The organism is Desulfovibrio sp. SGI.169 (genome assembly GCF_050313595.1).
Classification (GTDB): Bacteria; Desulfobacterota; Desulfovibrionia; order Desulfovibrionales; family Desulfovibrionaceae; genus Desulfovibrio.
This window is the reverse complement of the sequence record NZ_JBNPLS010000027.1, coordinates 1-23,691: the sequence shown is the minus strand read 5'-3', so window position 1 is coordinate 23,691 and position 23,691 is coordinate 1. Positions and strand designations below refer to the sequence as shown.

The following is a 23,691-nucleotide window of genomic DNA, read 5'->3' as shown; positions in this document are numbered from 1 at the left end:
AGGGGCTTCAAAGGCGCAGCCGCATGCCGCGCCGTGGCGGAAACAGCCTTTGCGCGGCCGCCCGCGCTCAGTGAATCTTTTCCATGGTGCATTTAAGGGGAAAACCCGCAGCGCGCGCCTCGCGACGGACACGGCTTACCCTGGCCTCGGCCACTTCACGGGTATAAACGCCGCACTGCCCCACGCCGCGCTGGTGCACGGCCAGCATAATGGCCGTGGCCTCTTCCAGCGGCTTGTGGAACACATTGCAGAGGATGTTCACCACAAAATCCATGCTGGTGTAATCGTCGTTATGCAACAGAACCCGGTAGCGTTCCGGCTCTTTGAGCTTCTTGAGCACAATGGTCCGGCTTTCCCCGTCGGCTTCGCCCCGATGTGAGAACGGCATGACACAATCTCCCGCAAGCGCTTCAGGCCCCGACTGTCGCTCCGGGCCCGCCGCCCGGCTGCTCCGTATTGGCGAGGCCCAGCTCTCGCCGACAGCGACGCCGTTGCTCCGCGTCAAACACAAAAGAAATATCAGGAGGCAACTTGTGCAGGCGACGCCATTCCTGATGCAGCTGATGATAACTTTTGGCGCTTGTTTCGGCCCTGTCAAGCCCCAGACGCGCGGCAAGCCGCTCTATCCGCCCCGCTTCGCCCTCCAGCTCCACCACGGCGGCAAAGGGCAGCGTGTCCAGCGCCACTTCCACCCCCTCCACAAGCCACGGCTCGCGCACTTTCTCGTAGCGCGCGCCCACAGTGTAACCCAGCCCCTCCAGCACGGCGCGCATGACCGCATTGTCGGCCACTTCCAGTTCGTGCTCCTCACGCGTCTTGAATCGCTCGTTTTGCGCCGCGGGCAGCTTGAGGGTCAGCACATGGCGCATGGCGCCCGGCCATTCCTGCAGGCGCAGGCGCAGCAGCCGCCCGCTGGCGAACAACCGGGCGTCAGGCGTGTCAAAAACCCAGTTGCTTTCAAAATGCGCGCCCAGATTGCGCGCGCCCAGCCCGCCCAGCGCAAGGCGCAAGGCTGCGAAATCCACATTCAGATATTTACGTTCCACTTCCAGGGGCATGCCGTACTCCGGAAAAATCATTGGCGGCGGAACAAACGCCGCTGCAAGGCCGCGATAGTGGCAATGCCGTCCCCGCCGCCGTCAGGACAGACAATGGGATCGAAGCCCAGCCGCCGGGCCTGAGAAAGCCGCAGCTCCTGCGCAGTCACGGGCCGCACCTGCCCGTTGAGATCCACCTCGCCCCAGAGCACGCACTTTTCCGGCAAGGGCACATCGTAATAGGAGGACAGTACGGCGGCCACCAGGGCCAGATCCAGACCAGGCTCCTGCAGGCGCATGCCGCCGCCCACCTTGGCATAAATGTCCACCTGGCCGAAATTGAGCTTGAGACGCTTTTCCAGAACAGCCAGAAGCAGATGCAGGCGGTTGGCGTCAAAACCCAGCGCGGCGCGGCGCGGGATGCTCAGAAACGTGCGCGCCACCAGGGCCTGAACCTCCACGGCAAGCGGACGCCGCCCATCCACCGCCATGACCACGGCGGCGCCGGACAGCGATGCGTCGCGCGAGCCAAGAAAAAACGTGGAGGGATCGTCCACCACCTGCATGCCGCGCTCGCCCATGCGGAATACCAGCAATTCCTCATTGGGGCCGAAACGGTTCTTGAACACGCGCAGCAGGCGGAACATCTGGCGGCGATCCCCTTCCAGAGAAATGACCGTATCCACCATGTGTTCCAGAAGGCGCGGCCCGGCCAGAACGCCGTCTTTGGTCACATGCCCCACCAGAATCAGGGTACAGCCCGAACGCCGGCAGGCCTCCAGCAGGGCCGTGGCCACGGCGCGCACCTGGCTGACGTTGCCGGGCAGGCCGTCGGCCTCCAGACTGGTCAGGGTCTGCACCGAATCCACAACCACCAGGGCCGGCCTTACGCTGCCGCCGTTGAGGGCGTCCAGCACGTCTTCCACCCTGGAGGTGGCCAGAGCCATCAGGTTGGGGTCCAGCATCTGGAGCCGCTCGCCCCTGGCCCTGATCTGCGACAGGGATTCCTCCCCGCTGACATAGAGCGCGGGCTTGCCCTGGGCCGCCACCAGCCCGGCCACCTGCAACAGCAGGGTGGATTTGCCGATGCCCGGCTCGCCGCCCACCAGAATGGCCGCCCCCGGCGCCAGGCCCTTGCCCAGCACGCGATCCAGAGCCTTGAACCCGCTGCCGTAAGGCGTGTGGCCGACATCGGCCACATCGCGCAGGGGCACGGGGCGGTCAGCCCCGCCGGAACCGGAAGACGCGGCGGCCCGGCGGCCAGCCGCCGGGCGGGACTGGGCCGCGGCCTCAAGGGTATTCCACTCATGGCAGTTGGGGCACTGGCCGCGCCATTGCAGGGTCTGGGCGCCGCAGACGGAACAGAGATAGATTTCGCGCGTTTTAGCCATGCCTGAAGCCTACGGAAAAAGGACGCCCGCCGCAAGCTCATGCGTGAAAAGGCCCGGCGCACGCCGCGCCTGCCGAAGCGGGCGAAAAAGCCCGCCATAACGCAACGACGCGGGGCGTCCGCTCTCGCGGCCACCGGAAGCGAGCGCCGTTTCAAGGCAATTCGCTTTACAGCCGCGCGACGGCAAAAGCCCCGCGCCGGCATGCCGGCGCGGGGCTTTCCTGTACGACAGAGATTTCATTATTTTTCCGGCGCGGGCGTGTCCTGCACATCCACAATTTTCACCCCGAATTCGGCAACGCCATCGGGCGGCGCGTAAAACAGCACCATGAAGGGCGCCTCGCCGCCGTGCTGCACATTGGTATTATTGGAAAGAATTTCCACCTTGTTGTTGAGGAATGATTCCATTTCCTTCTCGCTGAGCACCTGCAACTGAAAAAGTGAAAGCTGGGTGCCAGCCAGTTGCGTCTTGACGGCCAGCGGCTTTTTGTCCTTGTCGTAAATGGCGGCCTCAACGGCGATCAGCTCTTTGGGCTGAGGAAACTCATTGACCACCCGCCCTTCAATCACAAAAACCTTGCCGACCTTTTCATTGTCCACATAATACTGGCGCACATTGCGCATGGTCAGCAGTTCGATTTTTTTGGCCAGTTCCTGCTCCGTGGGCGGCGCCTTGACCTGCCGCGCGCCCAAAAACCAGTATGCGCCGCCGCCCAGGCATGCCAGAATAAGCGCCACGGCCAGCCAGAGCTTGCGGTGGCCGCCGGAACTCCGCGCCTGCGCGGCGGACGGTTCGGCCTCGGCGGGCAGAGGTTCTTCACGCTCCGGCGCAAAGGGAAAAACTGTCTTGCAGACCGAGCAGCGCAGCCTGACGCCCGGTTTGGCCAGGGCGTCAGGCAGCTTGAAGCGGCTCGAACAATGCGGGCATTTTATTTCCATGCCAATACTCCACAAAACGATCCGGCCGCCGAAGCCGGAACAAAGCTATTCGGGGATAATTTCACAGACGCCGGGCAGCATCCGGTAACGTTCGGCGTAATCCAGGCCGTAACCGACAATGAAGCCCTTGTTCAGCCTGAAACCGGCAAAATCCACTTTTACGTCGACCTGGCGGCGCTCGCGCTTGTCCACCAGAGCGGCCAGGCGCAGACTGCGCGCCTGACGGGCCGCGAACTGATCCAGCAAAAAGCGCATGCTGTGGCCGCTGTCCACCACGTCTTCCACAATCAGCACATGCTTGCCGCGGATGTCAACTTCCACATCCTTGCTGAAGATCACATGCCTGGAGCTGACGGACGAGTTGCCGTAGCTGGACAGGCGAACAAAATCCAGTTCCATGTTCTGATTATGCAATGCGCGTACCAGATCGCTGAAAAAAATAAAGCCTCCCTTGAGTACGCACACGGCCACCAGGGGTTCCTGACCGTACAGACCGTCAATCTCCGCGGCCAGCTCACGCACGCGCGCGGCAATATGTTCCGGGCTGAAGACGGTTTTGAGTTTCTTGACGCGCATATCCCCGGCCATACTTTTCCTCTCATTTCCCGGTCGCTGTCGCCGGCGCGTCGGGCACATCCAGAAAAACCGCCGTTTCGTCGCAATCCGGGTACTTGGCGCAATGCACGCAGTCGGCCCAGATTTTTTGCGGCAGAACGCTTTTATCCACCACCCGGAAGCCTGAACGGGTGAAAAATGCTTCCTGATAGGTCAGGGCGAAAATCTTTTTCAGATGCAACGCATGGCATTCGCCAAGACAGGCCGTCACCATCCGCCGCCCCAGTCCCTGGCGGCGCAGGTCGTCTCGCACCACCAGAGAGCAGATTTCGCCCAAATCTTCCCAGACAGGAGCCAGGGCGCAACAGGCCACAATTTCGCCTTCCGAAGTTTCCGCCACAAAAAAATTGCGGATGTGCCCATACAGGTAAATCAACGCGCGCGGCAGCAGCAGGCCCTTCCGGGCGCAAGTCAGCAAAAGCCCGTGCATGGCCTTCACATCGTCCAGATGGGCCTTGCGGACAAGATAATTCTGTTCCATTAATTCTGGCCCAAAAGTTTGTCGATGACCATTTTAAGCATGTTTTCGTCGGCCATGCCCGGTTCGGAAAGCGCCAGCGCGCCGTCCTTGGCGTAAAAGGCGTTGTGCGGAATGCTGCTGACCCGATAGGCTCGGGTGATGTCGCGCCCGACCAGATAGACCGGATATTCCATGCCCATTTTTTTGACAAAGGGGGCCACGGGCGCGGCGTCCTCGTCCACAGCCAGGCTGATGATCAGCACGTCTTTGCCCGCATAGGCCTTGTCGGTTCTGATCAGCTCAGGAATTTCCACCCGGCAGGGGGGGCACCAGGTGGCAAAAAAATTGAGCACCACTACCCTGCCCCTGTTTTGGGTCAGCAGATCAGTCAGAGCCGCCAGATTCAGCGAGGGCAAGCCCTCGGCCCAGGCGGCGCAGGGCAGAAGCAGGCACAGCAGCAGGGGCAGGAAGAGTTTTTTCATGGTTTGCCTTGCATACATGGCTAAAGGTTGGGGCGGCCGCGCCGCCCGGCGCGGCTTACACGAAATTTTTGGCCGCGCGAACCGCGCAGACCGCGTCCGGGCAATAGGCGTCGGCCCCGATGGCGTCGGCGAAAGCCTGCGTCACGGCCGCGCCGCCCACCATGACCTTGATGGGCAGGCCGCGCTCGCGTATCAGCCTGATGGTGTCTTCCATGCGAACCATAGTGGTGGTCATCAGCGCGGAGAGGCCGATAATACGCGCGTTATGCTCAAGGGCGCAAGCCACAATGGCCTCGGCGGGCACATCCTTGCCCGCGTCCACCACGTCAAAGCCATGATTGCCCAGCAGCAGGGCCACAATATTCTTGCCGATATCATGAATGTCGCCCTCCACCGTGGCCATGACGATGACCGGGCGCTGCTCCTGGCCGCGATTGGCCTCCAGCAGGGGCTTGAGATGGGCGAAGGCGGCCTGCATGGTTTCGGCGGCGCGAATAAGCTGAGGCAAAAAATACTCGCGCCGCTCGTAACGCGCGCCCACTTCGGTAATGGCCGGAATCAGCGTATCCTGCACCAGGGCGAAAGGATCAGCCCCGCCCGCCAGTTCCGCCTCCAGCAGGGGAAGCGCATTTTCCTTGTCGCCATTCAGCACGGCCTCGCTCAGCGTTCTGGCCGCCCCGCCGCCCTCCCGCCGCGGCGTCGCGCCGCCCGCCGGCTTCCATTCGCCATAGGAGGCTATGAAGGATTCGGCATGCGCATCATGACCGCCGAGCACGCGCATGGCGTCCACAGCCTCGCGCAGACGCGCGGCGGAAGGGTTGGCAATGCAGGAGGTCAGCCCCGCGCCCACGGCCATGCTCAGAAATGTGGCGTTGAGCAGCTCGCGGGCGGGCAGGCCGAAAGAAATATTGGAAAGGCCCAGCGTTGTGGGCAACCCCTGCGAACGGCACCAGCGCGCCATTTCCAGGCACTGGCGGCCGCCCTCGGCCTTGGAGGACACGGCCAGGGCCAGAATATCCACCATCACCAGGCGACGGGGAACGCCCAGGGCGGCGGCCCGCTCCAGCAGGCGCTCCACAATGTTGATGCGCTCGGCGGCCCGCACGGGCAGCTTTGCCCCCTGCAAGGGCAACAGGATGAAGGGCGCGCCGTAATCCCGGCAGAGGGGGCCGAGAACCTCCATGCGATCCGCCTCGCCGCTGATGGAGTTGACCAGGCAGGAACCGGGGCAGTACGGCAGAGCCTTGGCTATGGCCCCGGCGTTGGAGGAATCCAGCGAGAGCGGCAGGGGCAGCCGCCCGATCAGGCGTTGCGCCAGCTCGGGCAGCAGAACGGTTTCATCCACCAGAGACGCGCCCACATTGACGTCCAGCACGCCGGCCCCGGCCTCAGCCTGCTCATCGGCCAGTTGCAGGGCCGCATCAAAGCGACCTTCCTGCAATTCTTGCGTCAGCGTCTTTTTGCCTGTGGGGTTGATGCGTTCGCCGATGACCACCAGAGCTTCCCCCATGCCGATGCGCACCAGTTGCGAGCGGCTGGTCAGGCAGATGCCGCCCCATTGCGGCCTTTCCGGCGGCGTATGCGTCATGCCGCGCAAAATGCGTGACAGGGCCGCCAGGTGTTGCGGCGTGGAGCCGCAGCAGCCGCCCAGAATGCGCGCGCCCTGCTCGGCGAAAACCGCGGTTTTTTGGGCAAACTCCTCAGGCCCCAGCGGAAAAACCGTCACGTTGTCGCGCAGTTGGGGCAGGCCGGCATTGGGTTCGGCCATGACCGGGCAGGCGCAGACCGACAGCAGCTCACTGACCACCGGCAGCATCTGATCCGGCCCCAGGCTGCAATTGACGCCCACCACATCCACGCCCAGATTCTGCATGGTTTCAGCGAAAATGGTCGGACTGGAGCCTGTCAGACTGACGCCCTGCTCAAAAGTCATGGAAACCATGACCGGCAGATCGCATTCCTGACGGGCCGCCACCACCGCGGCGCGGGCCTCGGCCAGATCGAACTGGGTTTCCACAAAAATCAGATCCGCCCCGCCGGCCGCCAGCCCACGAATCTGGGCGGCGAAAGCGGCAATGAGGTCGCGCGGCTCCACCGGCCCCAGAGGCTTGGCAAACTGGCCGCTGGGTCCCACATTGCCAGCCACGAAAACAGGCCGCCCGGCATCCTGCGCCGCCTGGCGGGCCACTTCGGCCATGCGCTTGTTGAATGCGAAAACATCCATATTTTTTGGCAGCTTGAAGGGATTTCCGCCAAAAGTGCAGGTAGTCAGCAGGTCAGCCCCGGCTTCCAGATAAGCCTTGTGAATGCTTCGCAACGTCTGGGGGCTTTCCATACAGTATTGTTCAGGGCTCATGCCCACGGGAAGGCCCGCAGCCTGCAGCATGGTGCCCATGGCTCCGTCCAGCAGCAGCGGCCGCCCAAGGTTCAGCGCCTGTCTGAATGTCATTTCAGCCATTTTGTTCACTCTTTGTCGTTAAGCAAATTGCGTTGTCTTTTCACAAAGCCCCATCTTCCGGCAAAGCCGGGGCCTGAAAGGCCATGAACGGCTCAAAGCGATGGAAGAATGGTCTTCGCGGTTCAGCCTTCAGCCTGAATTGCGAAAGGAGCTTCAGTGAAACAGAGCAACAAGCGCCTGGCGCTTTTCAGCCCCGCCGGCCCGAAAGCCTTGGGCACAAGCCTTTCGCACAGGCCTTTCACGAGGCGGCTGGGTTTTTAGTACTGAAAAACATTGAAAAGGACAAACCAAAACTATAGCATAAAACAGTGCCGCCTGTTCCGAGCGGCAATGATTGAGTATGAAAAAAATGAAAAAAAATAATAAGATAGCCGCTTCCACGCGGCATAAGAGTGGAAAAGACAAGACAGCCTCCCCCAAAATCGCGCCTGAAATCGAGGTTATCGAAGCCGCGCGTGACGACAGGGAAGATGAAGAGCAAAACCTGGAATCGCTGGATATTCTGGACGGCGATGAACTGGCGGCGGGCGAAATTCTGGATGTGGACGACGACAAGGCCGGCCAGGGCATGGAGCCGGAACTTGCCCTGGAGGAAGATCGCGACGCCCCCCTGCCCGCGCCGAGCCTGTCGCGTCTGCCGTCACCCACAGGCGCGCGCGACAGCCTGCACCTTTATTTGCGCGAGGTGAGCCGTTTTCCCATGCTTCAACCCGACGAGGAGCATGAGCTGGCCCTGCGTGTGCGCGATCACAATGATCCGGCTGCCGCCTTCCGGCTGGTGTCTTCCCATCTGCGGCTGGTGGTGCGCATCGCCATGGACTTTCAGCGTCGCTGGATGCAGAACGTGCTGGATCTGGTGCAGGAAGGCAATGTGGGCCTGATGCGCGCGGTAAACAAGTTCGACCCGGACAAGGGCATCAAGTTCTCCTATTACGCCTCGTTCTGGATCAGGGCCTATATTCTCAAGTTCATCATGGACAACTGGCGCATGGTCAAGATCGGCACCACCCAGGTTCAGCGCAAGCTGTTCTACAACCTCAACCGCGAGCGCCAGAAACTGATCGCCCAGGGCTATGACCCGGACGCGGCCATGCTCTCCGAGCATCTGGGCGTGACCGAGGAACAGATCAATGAAATGGATCAGCGCCTGGCCTCCACCGACCTTTCGCTCAATGTCCAGGTGGGCGAAGATTCCGGCGGGGCCAGCCGTATGGACTTTCTGCCCGCTCTGGGGCCCGGCGTCGAGGACAGTCTGGCCACGAACGAAATCGCGGGGCTGGTGCGTTCGCGTCTGAAAACCATCATGCCCAGGCTCAACGAAAAGGAACTCTACATTCTGCAGAACCGCCTGCTCACGGATGAGCCTGTCACCTTGCGCGAGATAGGCGAACGGTATAACGTCACGCGGGAACGCGTCCGCCAGCTTGAGGCCCGGCTGCTGGAGAAAATCCGCCAGCACCTCGCACTGGATATCAAGGACTTTTCAGACGCATGGATACAGTCATAAATGAAACATAAAACCATAGCGCTGCTCTGCGCGTTGACGCTGGTCGCCACGGCGTCGCTTTCCCTTCTTGGCTGCGGCGGCTGCGCCGGCAACAAGCCGCAAACCGGCCAGACCGCCGGTCGCGCGGGCGAAAAGCCCGCGCTCGCGCGCGGAGAGCCCGCCTCCCTCCAGAGCCTGCCCGTGCGGCCGGTGGAGAGCGAACTTTCGCCCGACGCGCGGAGCACCTATGCGTACCTGCTCTACACCCAGGCCCTGCTGGACGAGGACGAGGCGGCCCTGTTGCAGGCGGCATCCCTGCTCAAGACCTCACCGGTTCCGGCCAAGGTCTGGCTGGAGGGCGGGGTCTGGCTGATGAGCCGCAAGTCTCCCAATGCCGTCATTCTGCTGGAGCAGGCTTTGAGCGTCTGGCCCGAAGACATGTCGCTCAACCTGCTCTATGCAGAGGCGCTTCTGGAACACGGCATGCCCGACCGCGGCGTGGAGCTGATGCGGGCCTATCTGCAGAAGCACCCGGATTCTCTGGATGCCCGCCTGGAGCTGGCCCTGCTGCTGGTCAAAGGCAAACAGTTCACGGAAGCCGAAAAACTGCTCAACAGCGTAACGGCCAGGCAGCGATCCCCCCTGGTGGACTATTACCATGCCAGGGCGCTGATCGGCATGGAGCGCCGCAACGAGGCCATCCCCTATCTTCAGAAGGCCATCCGGGAAATGCCTGACTTTGTGGAGGCCCTGGCCGAGCTCGCCTTCATTTGCGAACAGCGCGGAGATTTGCGCGAAGCCCGCAATGCCTATGAAAAGCTGATCAAGCTCAATTTTTCCACCCAGGATGTGGCTCTCAGGCTGGTGAATATATCCCTGCGCCTGAAGCAGCCTGAAAAGGCCCTGCAGTACATGCGGCTGGGGCCGTCCACCGTTCCCTTCAAGCTGACGGTGGCCAGCATGTTCATGGATTCGCGCCATTACCTCCAGGCCGAAAACCTGCTCAAGCAGATCGCGGCCGACGGCGGCGCGCCCGGCGATGTCTACTTATTGCTGGCTGATCTGGCCTACGAGCAACGCCGCGACCTGTCCATGGCCCTGTCCTGGCTGGATAAAATGCCGCCCACCAGCAAAAGCGCCGGGCGCGCCCGCCTGTTGCGCGCCCAGCTCCTGGCCGAAGCCGGGCAGAACGACAACGCTCTCACGGTTGTTCGGCAGGGCCGGAAGGACTTTGCCGATATTCCCGACTTTCAGGAATTTGAAATCCGCCTGCTGGCCCGTCAGAAGCGGATGGCCGACGCTCTTGCGGTGGCCCGCGAGGCGGTGAAGACATGGCCGGACAATACGGACCTGGCCTTTCTGCTGGGTTCCCTGCTGGACGAAACCGGCGACAAGAAGGGCGCTTTCACGGTCATGGAAGGCATTCTGACAAACCACCCGGACAACTATCAGGCGCTTAACTATGTGGGCTACACTCTGGCCGAGGAAGACCGGGAGCTTGAGCGGGCCGTCACGCTGCTGGTCAGGGCCAACGAGCTTTCGCCCGATCAGGCCTATATTGTGGATTCCCTGGCCTGGGCCATGTTCAAGGCCGGTCGTCTGGAAGAAGCCCTGAGCGAGATTCGCCGGGCCGTGAAGCTGGGCGATCAGGTGGACCCTTCCATCTGGGAGCATTACGGCGACATCGCCCGGCGCATGGGCCTCAACGACGAGGCCCGCAAAGCCTACCAGAAAGCCCTGGAGCTCAAACCCGCCAATGCCGAAAGCTTGCGGCAACGTCTTTCAACATTATGAAGAAAATCGTCCTGTTCCTGTGCATTCTGCTGGTCTGCGCCTGCGCCAGGCAGCCTTCCATCCCGAATGCGGATTCAGAGACGCAAGGCCGCCTGGAAAGCCGCTGGCAAATGTTCACAGCCGCCACCGCGACCGCGCCGCGCGCGCCCTATCGTCTGCAAATGAGCCTGCGTTTCGGCGTCGAAGGCGATACCCGCCGGGTCACGGCCCTGTTCTGGGGCAACAGCGAACGCCAGTTGCGTCTGGACGTCATGGCCGGAGTGGGCGCGGTGATCGCCAAAATTCTTGAAGACGGGCAACATTTTCTGGTGTACAGCCCAAGCGAAAACAAAGCCTATTTCTATCAGGGCGCGACCAAGCCGCTGCTCAGGGTGGGCGTGCCCGTGCCCTTTGACCTGGGGCATCTGGCCGCGCTGCTCAACGGCCGCTACGCGGCGGTCTTCGGCGCTGAACACAGCGCCGCCGCGCTGCTGTCCGCCGGGCTGGCGCGCTATGATCTGAGCGGAAAACCCGGCGGCAGCGTGACCCTCAACCCACAGGGGCTGCCCGTGGCCTGGCGCGAAGCCCCGCAGGGCGGCAGTGGCTGGAGCATGGACATTGCCTATGACGATGCGACACCGCCTCTGCCCCGCCGCCTGACCCTGACTCACAGCAACGGCAAGCGCGCCGTTCTGCTGGTCAAAGAGCGGGAAAAACCGGACGGGGCCTTTACCACTGAGCAAATGAGCCTTACCTTGCCGAAAGACGCGCCCTTGTTGCCCCTTTCGCAGTACAGAGCGCAATAGCCCTATTTTTGCAAGGAGCGGATATGCAACGCATTCATCTGGCATCGGATCACGCCGGATTTGACCTGAAGCGCATCCTGGCGCAGCGCTTGTCGGAACTCGGCTGCGAGGTTGTCGATGACGGCGCCCACTCCAAGGAAAGCTGTGACTATCCTGTTTTTGCCCACAAACTTTGCGAAGCTGTGGAGCGTGAGAACTGTCTCGGCATTCTGATCTGCGGGACGGGCATCGGCATGTCCCTGGCCGCCAACCGCCATCCCGGCATCCGGGCCGCGCTGTGCGCCACAGAGCTGCATGCCCGCCTGAGCCGCCGCCACAATAACGCCAACGTGCTTTGCCTGGGCTCGCGCGTCACGGGCGTGGAACTGGCGCTGGCCATCATGGAGGCTTTTCTGGAAAGCCGCTTTGAGGGGGGGCGTCACCAGCGCCGTCTGGATCAGCTCAATATTCCGGCCTGAGACGGGCGGCGCATGCCGAGCGCCGTTTCAGGCGCGGCTCTTTTTGAAGGCTGCGCCTGCTGAAAAAACATATCCATACCGCTTGTACAACCATGCATAATTCCGCCTTTTCCGTTGTGGTTCCGCAAGTCTTCCGCCACGAGTGAAGCGGACAGAGGCCAGAAACGCCCTAAAGGATTGCCATGCAGCTTTACAACACTCTGGGCCGTCAAAAAGAAGAATTCATTCCTGTCCGGCCTGGCAAAGTTCATATGTATGTCTGCGGCATCACCGCCTATGATTACTGCCACATCGGCCACGCCCGTTCCGCGCTGGTGTTTGACGCGCTGGTTCGCCATTTGCGCCATATGGGCCTGGAGGTCAGCTTTGTGCGCAACTTTACGGATGTGGACGACAAAATCATCAACCGCGCCAACAGCGAAGGCCGCGACTGGCGGGAAGTGGCCCAAACCTACATCGACGCATTCCATGAAGACATGGACCGCCTGGGGGTGCTGCGCGCGGATTCCGAGCCGCGCGCCACGGAATACATTCCCCAGATTCAGGAGCTTTGCGGCAAACTGATCGACGAGGGCAAGGCCTATGCCACGCCTTCGGGCGATGTCTACTTCCGGGTGCGTTCCTACCCGCCTTACGGCAAACTTTCCGGTCGCAGCCTGGATGAGCTGCTGTCGGGCGCGCGCGTGGCGCCAGGCGAGGAAAAGGAAGACCCGCTGGACTTCGCCCTCTGGAAGGCCGCCAAGCCCGGCGAACCCTTCTGGGACAGCCCCTGGGGCAAAGGCCGCCCCGGCTGGCATATAGAGTGCTCGGCCATGAGCGGCCCGTATCTGCCTCTGGATATCCACGGCGGCGGCCAGGACCTTATCTTCCCCCATCACGAGAACGAAATAGCCCAGTCCGAGGCCGTCTGCCGCTGTGAACTGGCCCGCTGCTGGGTGCATAACGGCTTTGTGCAGGTCAATGCGGAAAAGATGTCCAAATCGCTGGGCAACTTCAAAACCATTCGCGACATTCTTGAAAGCTATCTTCCCGAAACCCTGCGCTTTTTCCTGCTGGGCAAGCACTACCGCAGCCCCATTGACTTCACAGCCGAAGGCATGGACGAGTCGGAAAAAGCCCAGCACCGGGTCTATTCCTCCCTGCTGGAAGCCCGCAAGGCTCTGGAGCGCGCCTCCTGGAAAAAAATTCCCCTGCCCGCCGAACTGCGGGAAGAGTGGGCGGCCCTGCCCGCCGCATTTGAAACAGCGCTGGATGATGACCTGAACACGGCGCAGGCCCTGGGCCAGATTTTCTCCCAGGTGCGCATTGTCAACCGCCTTCTGGAAGAAAAAAGCCTGCGCGTCGCTGAAGGAGCGCGGGAACTGCTGGAAGAATTTCTGGCCCGCGCCCGGAACTGGGACGCGCAACTGGGCCTGTTCGGCAGAAACCCCGCCGAATTTCTTTCCGAACTGCGCGCCAGACGCGCCGCCCGCAAACATCTGGATATGAATCGTATGGAAGACCTGCTGCGCCAGCGGCAGGAAGCCCGCATGCAGAAAGATTTCGCTCGCTCCGACGCCCTGCGGGAAGAGCTGCTGGGCCTGGGCGTGAGCGTGCGGGATACGCCGGAGGGGCAGACCTGGGATCTGGAATAAGCCTGTTTTCCGGTCCGGCGGCCCGCCCCGGCCTTGTGGCGAGGAACATATGAAATTTGTCCGTTTTGCCGTCCGCCGCTGGACGGCCCTGCTGCTCATGCTGGCGTTCATGCTGCCGCAGTGCTTTCCCGCGCCGGCGCATGCCTTCTTTTTTGGCGGCGTATCCATCAAGGACGAGCAGGAGATGGGCCACAAATTTGACGTGATGGTTCGCTCCAGCCTGCCCGTGGTCGAAGACCCGGAAGTGAGCCAGTACGTCAGCTATCTGCTGAACCGCCTGGTCAAGGCCCTGCCGCCCCAGCCGTTCCGCTTCAAGGCCACGGTGGTTCTGCACAATTCTCTCAACGCCTTTGCCGTGCCGGGCGGTTATGTTTTTGTCTTCACGGGCATGATCATGAATCTGGAACGGGAGGAGGAACTGGCCGGGGTGCTGGCCCATGAGCTGGCCCATGTGACCCAGCGCCATGTGGCCGCCCGTCTGGAGCGGGCGCAATACCTGACTGTGGGTTCCCTTCTGCTGGCCATTGCCGGCGTGGCCGCCGGCGGTCCCGGCGGGGGCGCTCTGGCTATGGGGGCTATGGGCGCGGGGCAGTCCGCCATGCTCAATTACAGCCGGGTGGATGAAACCGAGGCCGATCACCTTGGCCTTCAGTACATGATCGCCGCCGGCTATCCGCCCGCCGGCATGGTGGGCGGTTTCAAGGTGCTGCGCCAGAAAAGCTGGATGAGCGGGACCAACATACCCGCCTATCTTTCCACCCACCCGGCCATCGGCGACCGCGTCAACGGACTGCAGGCGCGCATTCAGTCCCTGCCCGCCGGCATTCGCGACCGCAAGCAGGACAACCGGCGCTTTACCCGCGTCAAAACCCTGCTCTGGGCGCGCTATGGCGACGAGCAGGCGGCCCTGCAACGCTTTTCCGGCAGGGACGGCCTGTCGGCCATGGGGCGGGGCATCGTGCTCGCCCGGCAAAACAAGGTCAACGAAGCCGGCGCGGCTTTTGACCAGGCGCTGGCCGCCGCCCCGGCAGACCCGCTGGTTCTGCGCGAGGCCGGAGCCTTCCACTACCGCAAGGGGGACATGAACCGGGCCGACGGTCTGTTGCGCCAGGCCATGAGCCTTGACCCGCGAGACTACATGGCCGCCTTTTTCTACGCCCGCATGCTGGATGAAACCGGACGCCAGGCCCAGGCGGACAAATATTACGCGGAAGTGCTGCGCTATGTGCCGGAAGACGCCGATGTGCATGAATCCTACGCCCGTTCGCTGGGCAAGACGGGCAAAACCCTGGATGCATATATCCATATGACCTACAGCGCCTTGTACTCCAACAACAAAAAACAGACCGAGCGCTTTTTCAGGCAGGCCAAGGCCCTGGCCGAGCGTTCGCCGGACAAACGGCGTTTCCAGCGGCTGGAAGCGGCCTACAAGGAACGCAGGGAAATCTGGGACAAAAACTGATGGACACCCACGCGACAACGATTCTGGCGGTGAAAAAGGGCAACCATGTGGCTATGGCCGGAGACGGTCAGGTGACTCTGGGCCAGACCATGATAATGAAGCATACGGCCCAGAAGGTGCGCCGCCTGTATGAAGGGCGCATTCTGGCCGGCTTCGCCGGAGCCACGGCGGACGCCTTCACCCTGTTTGAGCTGTTCGAGGCGAAACTCAAGGAGGTGCGCGGCAATCTGCTGCGCGCCGCCGTGGAAATGACCAAGGAATGGCGCAAGGACAAGTATCTGCGCAAGCTGGAAGCCATGCTGCTGCTGGCGGACAGCGAGCATCTTCTGGTGCTTTCCGGCACGGGCGACGTCATTGAACCGGATGACGATGTGGCGGCCATCGGCAGCGGCGGCCCCTACGCCCTGGCGGCGGCCAGAGCGCTCATCCGGCACAGCGGGCTTGACGCGGAAGCCGTGGTTCGCGAATCCATGACCATCGCGTCGGAAATCTGCGTGTACACCAACTGCCATCTGACTGTGGAAACGCTATGATTCGCCTCACGGCCGGCTGCAAGGTCAACCTGGGCCTGCATGTGCTTGGCGTGCGGGCCGACGGGTATCACGAGCTGGATTCGTTGTTTTACCCGCTGCCGACCCCATGCGATCAGCTTGATATCAGGGAAACCGGCGGACAGGGCATCGTGGTTCGCTGCCATGAGCCGTGCGTAAACCCGGAGCGCAATACGCTGACCAGGGCCTATGCCGCTTTTGCCAGGGAGGCGGGCGGCGCGCCCGGCATTGCGGCGCATCTGCGCAAGGGCATTCCCTCTGGTTCGGGCCTGGGCGGCGGCAGCAGCGACGCCGCGTCTTTGCTGCTCTGGCTCAATCAACGCGCGGGCCGGCCCCTGGATGCCGCCGCTCTTGCGCGCGCGGCCCTGGCGGTGGGTGCGGACGCGCCCTTTTTCCTGCGCAACCGACCCTGTCGGGTTCAGGGCGTCGGCGAAATACTGACGCCTACGAAGCATGATTTTTCCGGTCTCACTCTGGTGCTGGTCTGTCCTGAAATTCATGTGGACACAGCCTGGGCCTTTGCCCGTTATGACGCCCTTTTCCCTCCCGCGGAGCGAATAGCGGCGCAAAACAGCTTGACAAAGAGCCCGCGCGAGGCTAATGGAACTTCTCTCTTTGGTGCAGGGAACGGCCCTTGGTCCGCATGGGATATCCGTAATGACTTGGAAGCCGCGGTTTTCCCCAGCTATCCGCAACTGGCCGCCATCAAGGCGGATTTGTTGCGCCTTGGGGCCGACGCGGCCTGCATGAGCGGCAGCGGTTCCAGCATACTGGGCCTGTTCAGTCGCGCGGCGGCGGCCAAGGCGGCAGACGCCGCGCGGGCGTTGCGCGCGGAAAAGCGGCGCGTGTACCTGCTGCCTCTGGGAAATACTGGGATGTAGCCAAGTGGTAAGGCAACGGGTTTTGGCTCCGTCATCCGAAGGTTCGAACCCTTCCATCCCAGCCATGCGGTATACATGACGGCGGCGACGCCGTTTGCGTTGAGCGGGCCGGGCGACCCCTTTTCGCCCACGCTTCCAGGCGTTGCCGGCGTTGCCGGCGACGGACGCGGCCTCTTCTTTCAGAGCGTCGACATGCATCAACGGGCACTTCCAAGGCAACACACGTTCATTGCCCGTGAACGCGTAAAGCAAGGCAGCCTCATGTTCAGCGACCTGAAAATCGTCACAGGTTCTTCCAATCCGGATCTGGCCAAAGCCATTTGCGACCACCTGGGTTGTCAACTCACCCCCACGCTGGCCACCACGTTCAGCGACGGTGAATTGCGCATCGAAATCGGCGACAATGTGCGCGGGGATGACGTGTTCGTCGTCCAGTCCACCTGTCCGCCCGCGGTCAACCGCAACCTGATGCAGCTCTGCCTGATGCTGGACGCCCTCAAGCGCGCCAGCGCCGGGCGCATCACGGCGGTGATTCCCTACTACGCCTATGCCCGACAGGATCGCAAGGTAAGCCCACGCGCTCCCATCAGCGCCAAGATGGTGGCGGACTTCATCAGCGTGGCCGGGGCCGAACGTGTGGTGACCATTGATTTGCACGCCGGACAGATTCAGGGCTTTTTCGACTGCCCGGTGGACAACCTTTTTGCCGTGCCGGTCATGCTGGACAGCCTGCGGCAGCTCCATGAAGACAAAATTGTCATCGTCTCGCCCGACGCCGGGGGGGTGGAACGGGCCAGAGCCTATGCCAAGCGGCTCAACGCGCCTCTGGCCATTGTGGACAAGCGCCGCGACCGGCCCAACCAGGCCCAGGCCATGCATGTCATCGGCGAGGTGGAAGGCCGGGTGGCCATTGTGGTGGACGACATGATCGACACCGCGGGCACGCTGTGCGCCGGCGCCGAGGTGCTGCTCAAGTACGGGGCCACCAAAATAGTGGCCTGCGCCACCCATCCCGTGCTTTCCGGCCCGGCCATCGACCGCATCAATGAAACCGAGGCGCTTTCCCAGGTTCTCGTCACGGATACCATCCCGCTGGGCGACAAGCTGGAGCGTTGCCCCAAGTTGAAGGTCACTTCGGTGGCCGCGCTGCTGGGCAAGACCATTCACAACATCCATACCGGCTCTTCGGTAAGCGTGTTGTTTGTATAGCCGGCCCGCGCCGGACAGAAAAAGGTGAACACTTCCCGCAAGGGAATGGCAAGAAACCCATACGAACTTTTTCCGCACGTTTCAGGCGGCGGTCAGCAAGGAGAGGATCATGAGCATTGAAAAAACGTTGAGCGTGCAGAAACGCGAAAACCGCGGCAAGGGGCCCAGCGGTCGTCTGCGTTCCCAGGATCTGATCCCCGGCGTGTTCTACACGGCCCAGGGCGAAAACATTGCCGTGCAGGCCCCTACCCTGCCCCTGGAAAAAATGTATGCGGAAGTGGGCCACACCACCGTGTTCAACCTCGAAATTGATGAAAACGGCCAGAAGAGCACGCACCCCGTGCTGATCTGGCAGGTACAGCGCCACCCCTACAAGAATTGCTTCACTCATATCGACTTCTACGGCGTTGATCTGAATAAGGAAGTCAAGGTCGATGTGCCCCTGGAATTCGTGGGCGTTTCGCGCGGCGTGAAGCTGGGCGGCGTGCTGGAAACGTACCGCGAAAGCGTGCGCCTGAGCAGCAAGCCGCTGGAAATGCCCCAGAAGATTACCATTGACGTGTCTGACATGGGCATCAATGACACCCTCAGCGTGGCTGACCTGCAACTGCCCGCCAATGTGAGCGCCGTATACGATCACAACTTCGCTCTGGTCAGCGTGCTGACCAAGAGCAAGGACAATGAGGAAGGCAGCGAAGAGGACGCGGCCCCGGCTGCGGAATAGGCTCTCTTTTTCACGCTGTGCCTTCAGGCCGGCCCTTTGGGGGCCGGCCTCGTTTTTCTTTAAGAGAAGGCCGCGACGCCGCGCCCGCCAGAGCGACGCCCATGCCCAGATATCCGGTTCAATATCACACCCTGCGTGGCGGTCGTCACAGTCTGATTCTCGAACTCTGGCCCAATGCCGGCGCCGGAACCATGCTCTTTTACCCCGGCACCATGCTGTCGCCCTGGCAATACCGCCCCCTGCTGGCCGCCCTGCGTGAAGCGGGTTTCGCCGTGGCCGCCCTCCACCTGACCGGGCACGGGCTCAACCCGCATCATGTGAACTTTACCTTTGACGATCTGCTGCGCGACGGGCTGGAGGCCGAGCGCTGGCTGCATGACACGGGTCTGGGGCCACTGGCGGTCTGCGGGCACAGCCAGGGCGGCATCCTGACTCTGGCGCATGCCGCCTCATCCCGACGGCTGACGGCGGTTTTTCCCATCTGCGGCATTTTGCCGCAACAGAACGAGGCTATCAGCCTGACTCTTTTTCGTTCGCTGGCCGGGCGGCGACAAGAGCTGATGGCCGTCATCAACGCCCTGGCCCGGCGTATGCCGCGCCTGCCCCTGCCTGTGCCGGCCTATCTTTCCCTGCGGCGCATCAGGGCCGGCGCGCGCCATATTCGCGTCCGCCAGCGCAAAAGCCGCTCCGCCTATCCGCTGTCTTTTCTTGCCAGCCTGTTCAACGCCCGTCTTTCAGCGCAGTTGCACTGCCCGCTCTATTTTTTTAATGCGCAAGACGACGCCCTGTTCACGCCCGCGCTGGCCCAATCCACCTTCAACCTGCTGCGGTCTCCGCAAAAACGGCTGATATGGCTGCCCGGCGGCGGTCATCTGGCGGCCATGCATCCGCCGAGCTGCCGTTATCTGGCGCGAACGGCGGCGGCGGCCTGCGCGGGCCTGGGTCTGCCCCTGAAGCTGGAATCCGCGGACGCGTCTGACGCGCCTTTTCTTTGAATGCCCTTCATCTCAAAGCCGGCATGTTCGATGGCAGTCTCATGGGGCGCGCATCTTTAGAGTCAGGCCCTATGAGTATGCTGCTGGTCAGAGGTGTTGCTGGTTGTGCTCCGCTTCGGCGACGAGCGGAAAAATATCCCTTTTTTGCCGACAAACCAAACCCGTAACGTATTTTTGAGAGCATTGCCAAAAGGAGGATAAAATATCTTCTCTTTGCCCGTTCACATGAAATCTGGCAAAGAGAGATATTGTGAGATCAACCATTCGCAAGGACCTTGAAACCACCTGAGATTTACGTTTGAAACGGGCAAACCAGTGTCTTTGGCGGGCATTATTTCGTTCAATTCGCACGGTTCCCCGTTTTCCTTGAATGAGGTCGTCCTCGGGTATTTCCCGTGGATATACTTTCCAGTTGTCGGTACAGAAGAACCAGACAGACCAACGGCGAAGCCTTGCCATCAATCTTGCAAGAGTGCTTTGGTCACGATTGCTACATTCCCAGTCAATGAGTTGACCGGTATCGCGACAATAAGCTTTCCAGAGCCATAGTTTGTTTTTTTTGAATGCAAATAGTGCCACATCTCATCAAGTTCTATGATGACAGCTTCCCCAGGAGAAGGCTTTTCATAAGTTTTTTCAGCGAAATCCCGGACCCAACGCATGACGGTCGATGTTGCAACTCCATAAATACGTGCTATGGCATTAAACGAAAGGCCCAAAGTATAAAGCAGGATGGCCATTGCCTTTTCCGTTGCCGGTCGTCCTCTGGGAGTGTCACGGGTAAATTGAAAACCGCAGTCTTTGCACCGAAATCTCTGACGCTCCAAGTGTCTTCCATTCTTCATAATCCGCTCTGACGCACATTTTGGACAGTATTGCATAAAGAACTCCTTAACTGGAGTATGTCATTATAACATTCTTTATGCAATATTCTCAAATAAATAATACGAAACAATTTTCAAAAGATTATAATCAGAATATATAATGAAAAATATTTCCTCTGGCACTTGCATCTTCAATCATTGTGGAGCCTTTGGCGTCTCTTGCTCAAGCTCTTTTGTCGCGTCCGCGTGCGGCATCCCGCAGGTCGCCCGCCCTGCGGATTTCCGGGCGTCGGAGCAGCGCTTCAGCCGCTTCGGAGCCGGAAGCGGAACTGAGCACGCGGCGGCCTGGGGCTTTCCCTGTTTCAGCATATTCCGCGCGCCATTTTGGGGCCGACGCGGGCTGGGCCCAGTCTTCCACTGGCGGGGGAAGGCGCGCGCCATGAAGCGCCGCCGTGTATTCCCCGGCATCTTCGCGCTCTCCATCATTCAGGGCGGCGCCGTAATTCAGCCAGTTTAGCAGCAGATCGGGAATATGCGCGCCGTTGCCCCCGCAAGTCAGGGTCATGCCGCTGCGCCATTGTTTATCCCGAGCGCTGTCGCAGCGATCTTCACTGCCGCCGTGCTCACGGCGCGGCGCGATATGCAGGCGGCAGAATGAGGCGTGCTGTTCAACTGACATCTCAATCCGGTTCACGGGAAGGGAATGAAATTGCAGACGCCCCAGCCGGCGTCGGGAAAGCATGATTTCCTTTTTCTCCCGGTTCAGCAAAAGCACGGGGCTTGCGTTGAAACGGCCGGCGACAAGCAGGGAAAGCCCGGCCAGCAGAAAGCCTGCCGCCCCGACCAGGGCCGCTTCATGCCGTTTTGACAGGCCAACCAGCAGCAAAAGCGCCGCCAGCGACAAAAAGGACATTGCCAGAAAACGCGCCAGACTGGCGGACCTGGCGGGATTGCCGGAAGCGGCGGCCACAATGCGCAAGGTGGTCTTGTCTGCCATGTGCGGCCAGGGCAATGACGCAAATTCTGCTGTATGTTGTTCCCGTGTGTTCATATGCGCTTGACTGGGGCGTGATAGAAAAAAAGCCTTTCACCGGACGCGGGGAAAGGCCTTTCATTCCGCTGAAAAAGGCTTTACTTGCCCATGGCGTTCATGAAATCCTTGTTGGACTTGGTGGCGCGCATCTTGTCCAGCAGAAATTCCATGCTGTCGATGGGCGACATGGGGGCCAGAATCTTGCGCAGAATCCAGACGCGGTTGAGCACGTCGTCGGCCAGCAGCAGATCCTCCTTGCGGGTTCCTGTGCGGTTGATGTCAATGGCCGGGAAGACGCGTTTTTCCGAAAGGTGGCGATCCAGATAGATTTCCATATTGCCGGTACCCTTGAATTCTTCAAAGATAACCTCATCCATGCGCGAACCGGTGTCGATGAGGGCCGTGGCAATGATGGTCAGGCTGCCGCCTTCCTCGATATTGCGGGCCGCGCCGAAAAAGCGTTTGGGCCGTTGCAGGGCGTTGGCGTCCAGACCGCCGGAAAGCACCCGGCCCGACGAGGGCGTGACCGCGTTGTATGCCCGGCCCAGACGGGTAATGGAATCCAGCAGGATGACCACGTCACGCTTGCGCTCCACCAGACGTTTGGCCTTTTCCAGCACCATCTCGCAGACCTGCACATGGCGTTGCGGCGGCTCGTCAAAGGTGGAGCTGATGACTTCAGCCTTTTTGACCGTGCGCTCCATGTCCGTGACTTCTTCCGGCCGCTCGTCTATGAGCAGCACAATAAGATAGACTTCGGGATTATTGGCGTTGATAGCGTTGGCCAGGGACTGAAGCAAAATGGTTTTGCCGGTGCGCGGAGGGGCCACGATGAGGCCGCGCTGGCCGCAACCGATGGGGGCCATGAGGTCTATGACGCGGTTGGAGAGGTTTTTCTCGCCATTTTCCATGACGAGTTGCTGATCGGGATAGATGGGGGTGAGGTTATCGAAAAGAACGAGATTTTTGGCGTGCTCTGGAGGCTCAAAACCTATTTCCGTCACCTTGAGCAAGGCGAAATAGCGCTCTCCCTCCTTGGGGGGCCTGATCTGGCCGGAAACAATATCCCCCTTGCGCAGGGAAAACCGGCGGATCTGGGACGGGGAAACATAGATGTCATCCGGCCCCGGCATGTAGCTGCACAGCGGCGAGCGCAGAAAGCCGAAGCCGTCAGGCAGTATTTCCAGCACGCCGTCGCCGTAGATGGCGCCGTTTTGCGAAGCGCAGGTCGAGAGCAGTGCGAAAATAAGCTCCTGTTTACGCATGGAACTCGCATTCTCAATCTCAAACTGCTCGGCCAGCTCCATGAGTTCCTGCATACTGCGGGTTTTCAAGTCTGTAAGGCTCATGGCGCTGTCGGTCAACAGTGCGGGGGTCGTTTTCTTTTTACGCATAACGGTCCGATTTTTTGAAGAAACTACATGAAAAAACATTTACAATGTCAAACGGCATTGTAAGACGGCAGGTGAGTGATAAGGGAACAAAAAGGATTGTGCGTCAATGCGATTAGCGTATCTTGGCGCTGATGGCAAGAAAAAAATACAAGATATGCCGAAGAAGCCTCAATAACCTTCGTGCCGCGACACGACACAGCATGTCGAAAAACGCTTTTCGGCTGACTGGCAGAGCATGAGCCGTCAAGGTTGATGCGCCCGGCGGGCTAGGTATTTACGGCTTCGGCCTGCGGCGGCGGGGCGTAGCGCTCAAGCAGCTCTCCGCGCAGTGACGCTTCCGAAAGCTTCAGCACTTCCGCCAGTTCGCCGGTGACCAGGCCCATAGCCTGCTCTTGCAGACGGCGTTCGCCGAAAGAAAGCTCCTTGCCGCGCCCGATGAGCAGCAGTTCACGCAAAACTTCCGTAACTACGGCAAGTTCCGGGCTTTTAAGGCGTTCGGAATATTCGCGGAAGCGCCGGTTCCAGTTCTGCCCGGTATAGACCGGCGTGTCAGTGTCGCCGCGCAGGCTTTGCAAAATTCGCTGGGCTTCATTCTTGGGCGTGAGAGTGCGCAAGCCCACATTGACGGCGTTATTCACCGGAACCATCAGCGTGATGTTATTGGCGCGGATGCGGACAATATAGAACTCGCACGCGATGCCGCCGACACTCTGGCGGTCGATGCGCTCTATTTTGCCCACGCCCTGGGCCGGATAAACCACGAGCTCGTCCGGTGTGAACATTTTTTCACCACGCGGCGCAAGGGGAAGCCGCTGCACAGGTTTGCTCAATGCTCCAAGAAAGCCTCAAAGCGCAGCCAATGCCGGAATGAATTTCCGGCAAATGACCGCCCGCCGCTGTCGCCGGACGTTCGCATCCGGCGTGCCGCTTTTCGCGGAACAGCGCGAGAAAGCGGCCAGATTTCGCTTGAAAAGGCATGGATATACATATCCACTCTTCAGAAGAGATACTCCATCTGAGAACGGCTGTCCAGAGAAAAAGAAATTTAAAACATTGTTTTTTGAGAATTTCTTGAGTACT

At 60.8% G+C, this 23,691-nt stretch carries 23 protein-coding genes, 1 tRNA gene and 1 pseudogene; 12 read left to right on the top strand and 13 right to left on the bottom strand.

Features of this window, described 5'->3' with window-relative positions:
• Positions 1-67 precede the first annotated feature (67 nt).
• From clpS to ACQRA4_RS11415, 8 genes are all read right to left on the bottom strand, one after another.
• A complete protein-coding gene (gene clpS, locus ACQRA4_RS11450; protein WP_427823207.1) occupies positions 68-388 on the bottom strand; it encodes an ATP-dependent Clp protease adapter ClpS in 321 nt (106 codons plus the stop codon).
• Positions 389-410: 22 nt separating this feature from the next.
• The gene (locus ACQRA4_RS11445; protein WP_427823206.1) at positions 411-1,058 is read right to left on the bottom strand and encodes a class IV adenylate cyclase; all 648 of its coding nucleotides are present in this window, start codon (positions 1,056-1,058) and stop codon (positions 411-413) included.
• Between the two features lie 17 nt (positions 1,059-1,075).
• Complete coding sequence (gene radA, locus ACQRA4_RS11440) at positions 1,076-2,428, bottom strand: DNA repair protein RadA (protein ID WP_427823205.1); 1,353 nt, start codon at positions 2,426-2,428, stop codon at positions 1,076-1,078.
• A gap of 239 nt (positions 2,429-2,667) precedes the next feature.
• Entirely contained in the window at positions 2,668-3,366 is a 699-nt protein-coding gene (locus tag ACQRA4_RS11435; RefSeq protein ID WP_427823204.1) for a zinc-ribbon and DUF3426 domain-containing protein, read from the bottom strand.
• A 45-nt stretch (positions 3,367-3,411) separates the two neighbouring features.
• On the bottom strand, positions 3,412-3,954 hold the full coding sequence (gene hpt / locus ACQRA4_RS11430; RefSeq protein WP_427823203.1) for a hypoxanthine phosphoribosyltransferase: 543 nt from the start codon (positions 3,952-3,954) through the stop codon (positions 3,412-3,414).
• Positions 3,955-3,964: 10 nt separating this feature from the next.
• Positions 3,965-4,462, bottom strand: a complete 498-nt coding sequence (locus tag ACQRA4_RS11425; protein ID WP_427823202.1) for an N-acetyltransferase — start codon at positions 4,460-4,462, stop codon at positions 3,965-3,967.
• Positions 4,462-4,923: a TlpA family protein disulfide reductase gene (locus ACQRA4_RS11420; RefSeq protein ID WP_427823201.1), complete on the bottom strand. Its 462-nt coding sequence runs from the start codon at positions 4,921-4,923 to the stop codon at positions 4,462-4,464. The genes ACQRA4_RS11425 and ACQRA4_RS11420 overlap by 1 nt, the downstream gene beginning before the upstream one ends.
• A 55-nt stretch (positions 4,924-4,978) precedes the next feature.
• Entirely contained in the window at positions 4,979-7,372 is a 2,394-nt protein-coding gene (locus tag ACQRA4_RS11415) for a homocysteine S-methyltransferase family protein (RefSeq protein ID WP_427823215.1), read from the bottom strand.
• 358 nt (positions 7,373-7,730) lie between these two features.
• Here ACQRA4_RS11415 and ACQRA4_RS11410 point away from each other — a divergent pair, with 358 nt between their 5' ends.
• The 12 genes from ACQRA4_RS11410 to ACQRA4_RS11355 all read left to right on the top strand — a co-directional run bounded on the left by ACQRA4_RS11410 (position 7,731) and on the right by ACQRA4_RS11355 (position 19,360).
• Positions 7,731-8,888 carry a sigma-70 family RNA polymerase sigma factor gene (locus ACQRA4_RS11410; RefSeq protein WP_427823214.1) on the top strand — a complete coding sequence of 386 codons (1,158 nt, stop codon included), beginning with the start codon at positions 7,731-7,733 and terminating at the stop codon, positions 8,886-8,888.
• Positions 8,889-10,661, top strand: coding sequence for a tetratricopeptide repeat protein (locus ACQRA4_RS11405; RefSeq protein WP_427823200.1), 1,773 nt, complete (start codon positions 8,889-8,891; stop codon positions 10,659-10,661). It abuts the gene before it with no gap.
• Positions 10,658-11,446 (top strand): hypothetical protein, encoded by a 789-nt coding sequence (locus ACQRA4_RS11400; protein ID WP_427823199.1) that lies wholly within the window; start codon positions 10,658-10,660, stop codon positions 11,444-11,446. Before ACQRA4_RS11405 ends, ACQRA4_RS11400 begins: the two co-directional genes overlap by 4 nt.
• Positions 11,447-11,469: 23 nt before the next feature.
• The gene (gene rpiB / locus ACQRA4_RS11395) at positions 11,470-11,904 is read left to right on the top strand and encodes a ribose 5-phosphate isomerase B (protein ID WP_427823198.1); all 435 of its coding nucleotides are present in this window, start codon (positions 11,470-11,472) and stop codon (positions 11,902-11,904) included.
• Positions 11,905-12,086: 182 nt separating this feature from the next.
• Complete coding sequence (cysS, locus tag ACQRA4_RS11390; protein ID WP_427823197.1) at positions 12,087-13,538, top strand: cysteine--tRNA ligase; 1,452 nt, start codon at positions 12,087-12,089, stop codon at positions 13,536-13,538.
• Between the two features lie 49 nt (positions 13,539-13,587).
• Positions 13,588-15,000: a M48 family metalloprotease gene (locus ACQRA4_RS11385; protein ID WP_427823196.1), complete on the top strand. Its 1,413-nt coding sequence runs from the start codon at positions 13,588-13,590 to the stop codon at positions 14,998-15,000.
• Entirely contained in the window at positions 15,000-15,533 is a 534-nt protein-coding gene (gene hslV / locus ACQRA4_RS11380; RefSeq protein WP_427823195.1) for an ATP-dependent protease subunit HslV, read from the top strand. Before ACQRA4_RS11385 ends, hslV begins: the two co-directional genes overlap by 1 nt.
• Positions 15,530-16,432 (top strand): 4-(cytidine 5'-diphospho)-2-C-methyl-D-erythritol kinase, encoded by a 903-nt coding sequence (gene ispE / locus ACQRA4_RS11375; RefSeq protein WP_427823194.1) that lies wholly within the window; start codon positions 15,530-15,532, stop codon positions 16,430-16,432. Before hslV ends, ispE begins: the two co-directional genes overlap by 4 nt.
• Positions 16,423-16,497, top strand: a tRNA-Gln gene (locus tag ACQRA4_RS11370). The genes ispE and ACQRA4_RS11370 overlap by 10 nt, the downstream gene beginning before the upstream one ends.
• Positions 16,498-16,693: 196 nt before the next feature.
• A complete protein-coding gene (locus ACQRA4_RS11365) occupies positions 16,694-17,641 on the top strand; it encodes a ribose-phosphate diphosphokinase (RefSeq protein ID WP_427823193.1) in 948 nt (315 codons plus the stop codon).
• Between the two features lie 109 nt (positions 17,642-17,750).
• A complete protein-coding gene (locus tag ACQRA4_RS11360) occupies positions 17,751-18,365 on the top strand; it encodes a 50S ribosomal protein L25/general stress protein Ctc (RefSeq protein ID WP_427823192.1) in 615 nt (204 codons plus the stop codon).
• A 101-nt stretch (positions 18,366-18,466) separates the two neighbouring features.
• The gene (locus ACQRA4_RS11355; RefSeq protein ID WP_427823191.1) at positions 18,467-19,360 is read left to right on the top strand and encodes an alpha/beta hydrolase; all 894 of its coding nucleotides are present in this window, start codon (positions 18,467-18,469) and stop codon (positions 19,358-19,360) included.
• 207 nt (positions 19,361-19,567) lie between these two features.
• Here the strand turns inward: ACQRA4_RS11355 and ACQRA4_RS11350 are convergent.
• The 5 genes and pseudogenes from ACQRA4_RS11350 to ACQRA4_RS11330 all read right to left on the bottom strand — a co-directional run.
• Positions 19,568-20,241: pseudogene (locus ACQRA4_RS11350) on the bottom strand (IS1 family transposase); the annotation flags it as partial.
• A gap of 166 nt (positions 20,242-20,407) precedes the next feature.
• Entirely contained in the window at positions 20,408-21,181 is a 774-nt protein-coding gene (locus ACQRA4_RS11345; RefSeq protein ID WP_427823190.1) for a hypothetical protein, read from the bottom strand.
• A gap of 134 nt (positions 21,182-21,315) precedes the next feature.
• Positions 21,316-22,611: a transcription termination factor Rho gene (gene rho, locus ACQRA4_RS11340; protein WP_427823189.1), complete on the bottom strand. Its 1,296-nt coding sequence runs from the start codon at positions 22,609-22,611 to the stop codon at positions 21,316-21,318.
• 266 nt (positions 22,612-22,877) lie between these two features.
• On the bottom strand, positions 22,878-23,393 hold the full coding sequence (locus ACQRA4_RS11335) for a CarD family transcriptional regulator (protein WP_427823188.1): 516 nt from the start codon (positions 23,391-23,393) through the stop codon (positions 22,878-22,880).
• A gap of 4 nt (positions 23,394-23,397) precedes the next feature.
• Positions 23,398-23,691 (bottom strand): hypothetical protein (locus ACQRA4_RS11330; protein ID WP_427823187.1); only part of this gene is annotated, 294 nt, incomplete at its 5' end.

Bases quoted from the DNA above. Each gene is read 5' to 3' on its own strand.
- ACQRA4_RS11385 (WP_427823196.1), top strand. From the start codon at position 13,588: ATGAAATTTGTCCGTTTTGCCGTCCGCCGCTGGACGGCCCTGCTGCTC.
- hslV (WP_427823195.1), top strand. From the start codon at position 15,000: ATGGACACCCACGCGACAACGATTCTGGCGGTGAAAAAGGGCAACCAT.
- rpiB (WP_427823198.1), top strand. From the start codon at position 11,470: ATGCAACGCATTCATCTGGCATCGGATCACGCCGGATTTGACCTGAAG.
- hpt (WP_427823203.1), bottom strand. From the start codon at position 3,954: ATGGCCGGGGATATGCGCGTCAAGAAACTCAAAACCGTCTTCAGCCCG.
- cysS (WP_427823197.1), top strand. From the start codon at position 12,087: ATGCAGCTTTACAACACTCTGGGCCGTCAAAAAGAAGAATTCATTCCT.
- ACQRA4_RS11335 (WP_427823188.1), bottom strand. From the start codon at position 23,393: ATGTTCACACCGGACGAGCTCGTGGTTTATCCGGCCCAGGGCGTGGGC.
- ACQRA4_RS11445 (WP_427823206.1), bottom strand. From the start codon at position 1,058: ATGCCCCTGGAAGTGGAACGTAAATATCTGAATGTGGATTTCGCAGCC.
- ACQRA4_RS11415 (WP_427823215.1), bottom strand. From the start codon at position 7,372: ATGACATTCAGACAGGCGCTGAACCTTGGGCGGCCGCTGCTGCTGGAC.
- ACQRA4_RS11400 (WP_427823199.1), top strand. From the start codon at position 10,658: ATGAAGAAAATCGTCCTGTTCCTGTGCATTCTGCTGGTCTGCGCCTGC.
- ACQRA4_RS11420 (WP_427823201.1), bottom strand. From the start codon at position 4,923: ATGAAAAAACTCTTCCTGCCCCTGCTGCTGTGCCTGCTTCTGCCCTGC.
- ACQRA4_RS11435 (WP_427823204.1), bottom strand. From the start codon at position 3,366: ATGGAAATAAAATGCCCGCATTGTTCGAGCCGCTTCAAGCTGCCTGAC.
- ACQRA4_RS11425 (WP_427823202.1), bottom strand. From the start codon at position 4,462: ATGGAACAGAATTATCTTGTCCGCAAGGCCCATCTGGACGATGTGAAG.
- ACQRA4_RS11405 (WP_427823200.1), top strand. From the start codon at position 8,889: ATGAAACATAAAACCATAGCGCTGCTCTGCGCGTTGACGCTGGTCGCC.
- ACQRA4_RS11360 (WP_427823192.1), top strand. From the start codon at position 17,751: ATGAGCATTGAAAAAACGTTGAGCGTGCAGAAACGCGAAAACCGCGGC.
- ACQRA4_RS11355 (WP_427823191.1), top strand. From the start codon at position 18,467: ATGCCCAGATATCCGGTTCAATATCACACCCTGCGTGGCGGTCGTCAC.
- radA (WP_427823205.1), bottom strand. From the start codon at position 2,428: ATGGCTAAAACGCGCGAAATCTATCTCTGTTCCGTCTGCGGCGCCCAG.
- ACQRA4_RS11365 (WP_427823193.1), top strand. From the start codon at position 16,694: ATGTTCAGCGACCTGAAAATCGTCACAGGTTCTTCCAATCCGGATCTG.
- ACQRA4_RS11345 (WP_427823190.1), bottom strand. From the start codon at position 21,181: ATGGCAGACAAGACCACCTTGCGCATTGTGGCCGCCGCTTCCGGCAAT.
- rho (WP_427823189.1), bottom strand. From the start codon at position 22,611: ATGCGTAAAAAGAAAACGACCCCCGCACTGTTGACCGACAGCGCCATG.
- ispE (WP_427823194.1), top strand. From the start codon at position 15,530: ATGATTCGCCTCACGGCCGGCTGCAAGGTCAACCTGGGCCTGCATGTG.
- clpS (WP_427823207.1), bottom strand. From the start codon at position 388: ATGCCGTTCTCACATCGGGGCGAAGCCGACGGGGAAAGCCGGACCATT.
- ACQRA4_RS11410 (WP_427823214.1), top strand. From the start codon at position 7,731: ATGAAAAAAAATAATAAGATAGCCGCTTCCACGCGGCATAAGAGTGGA.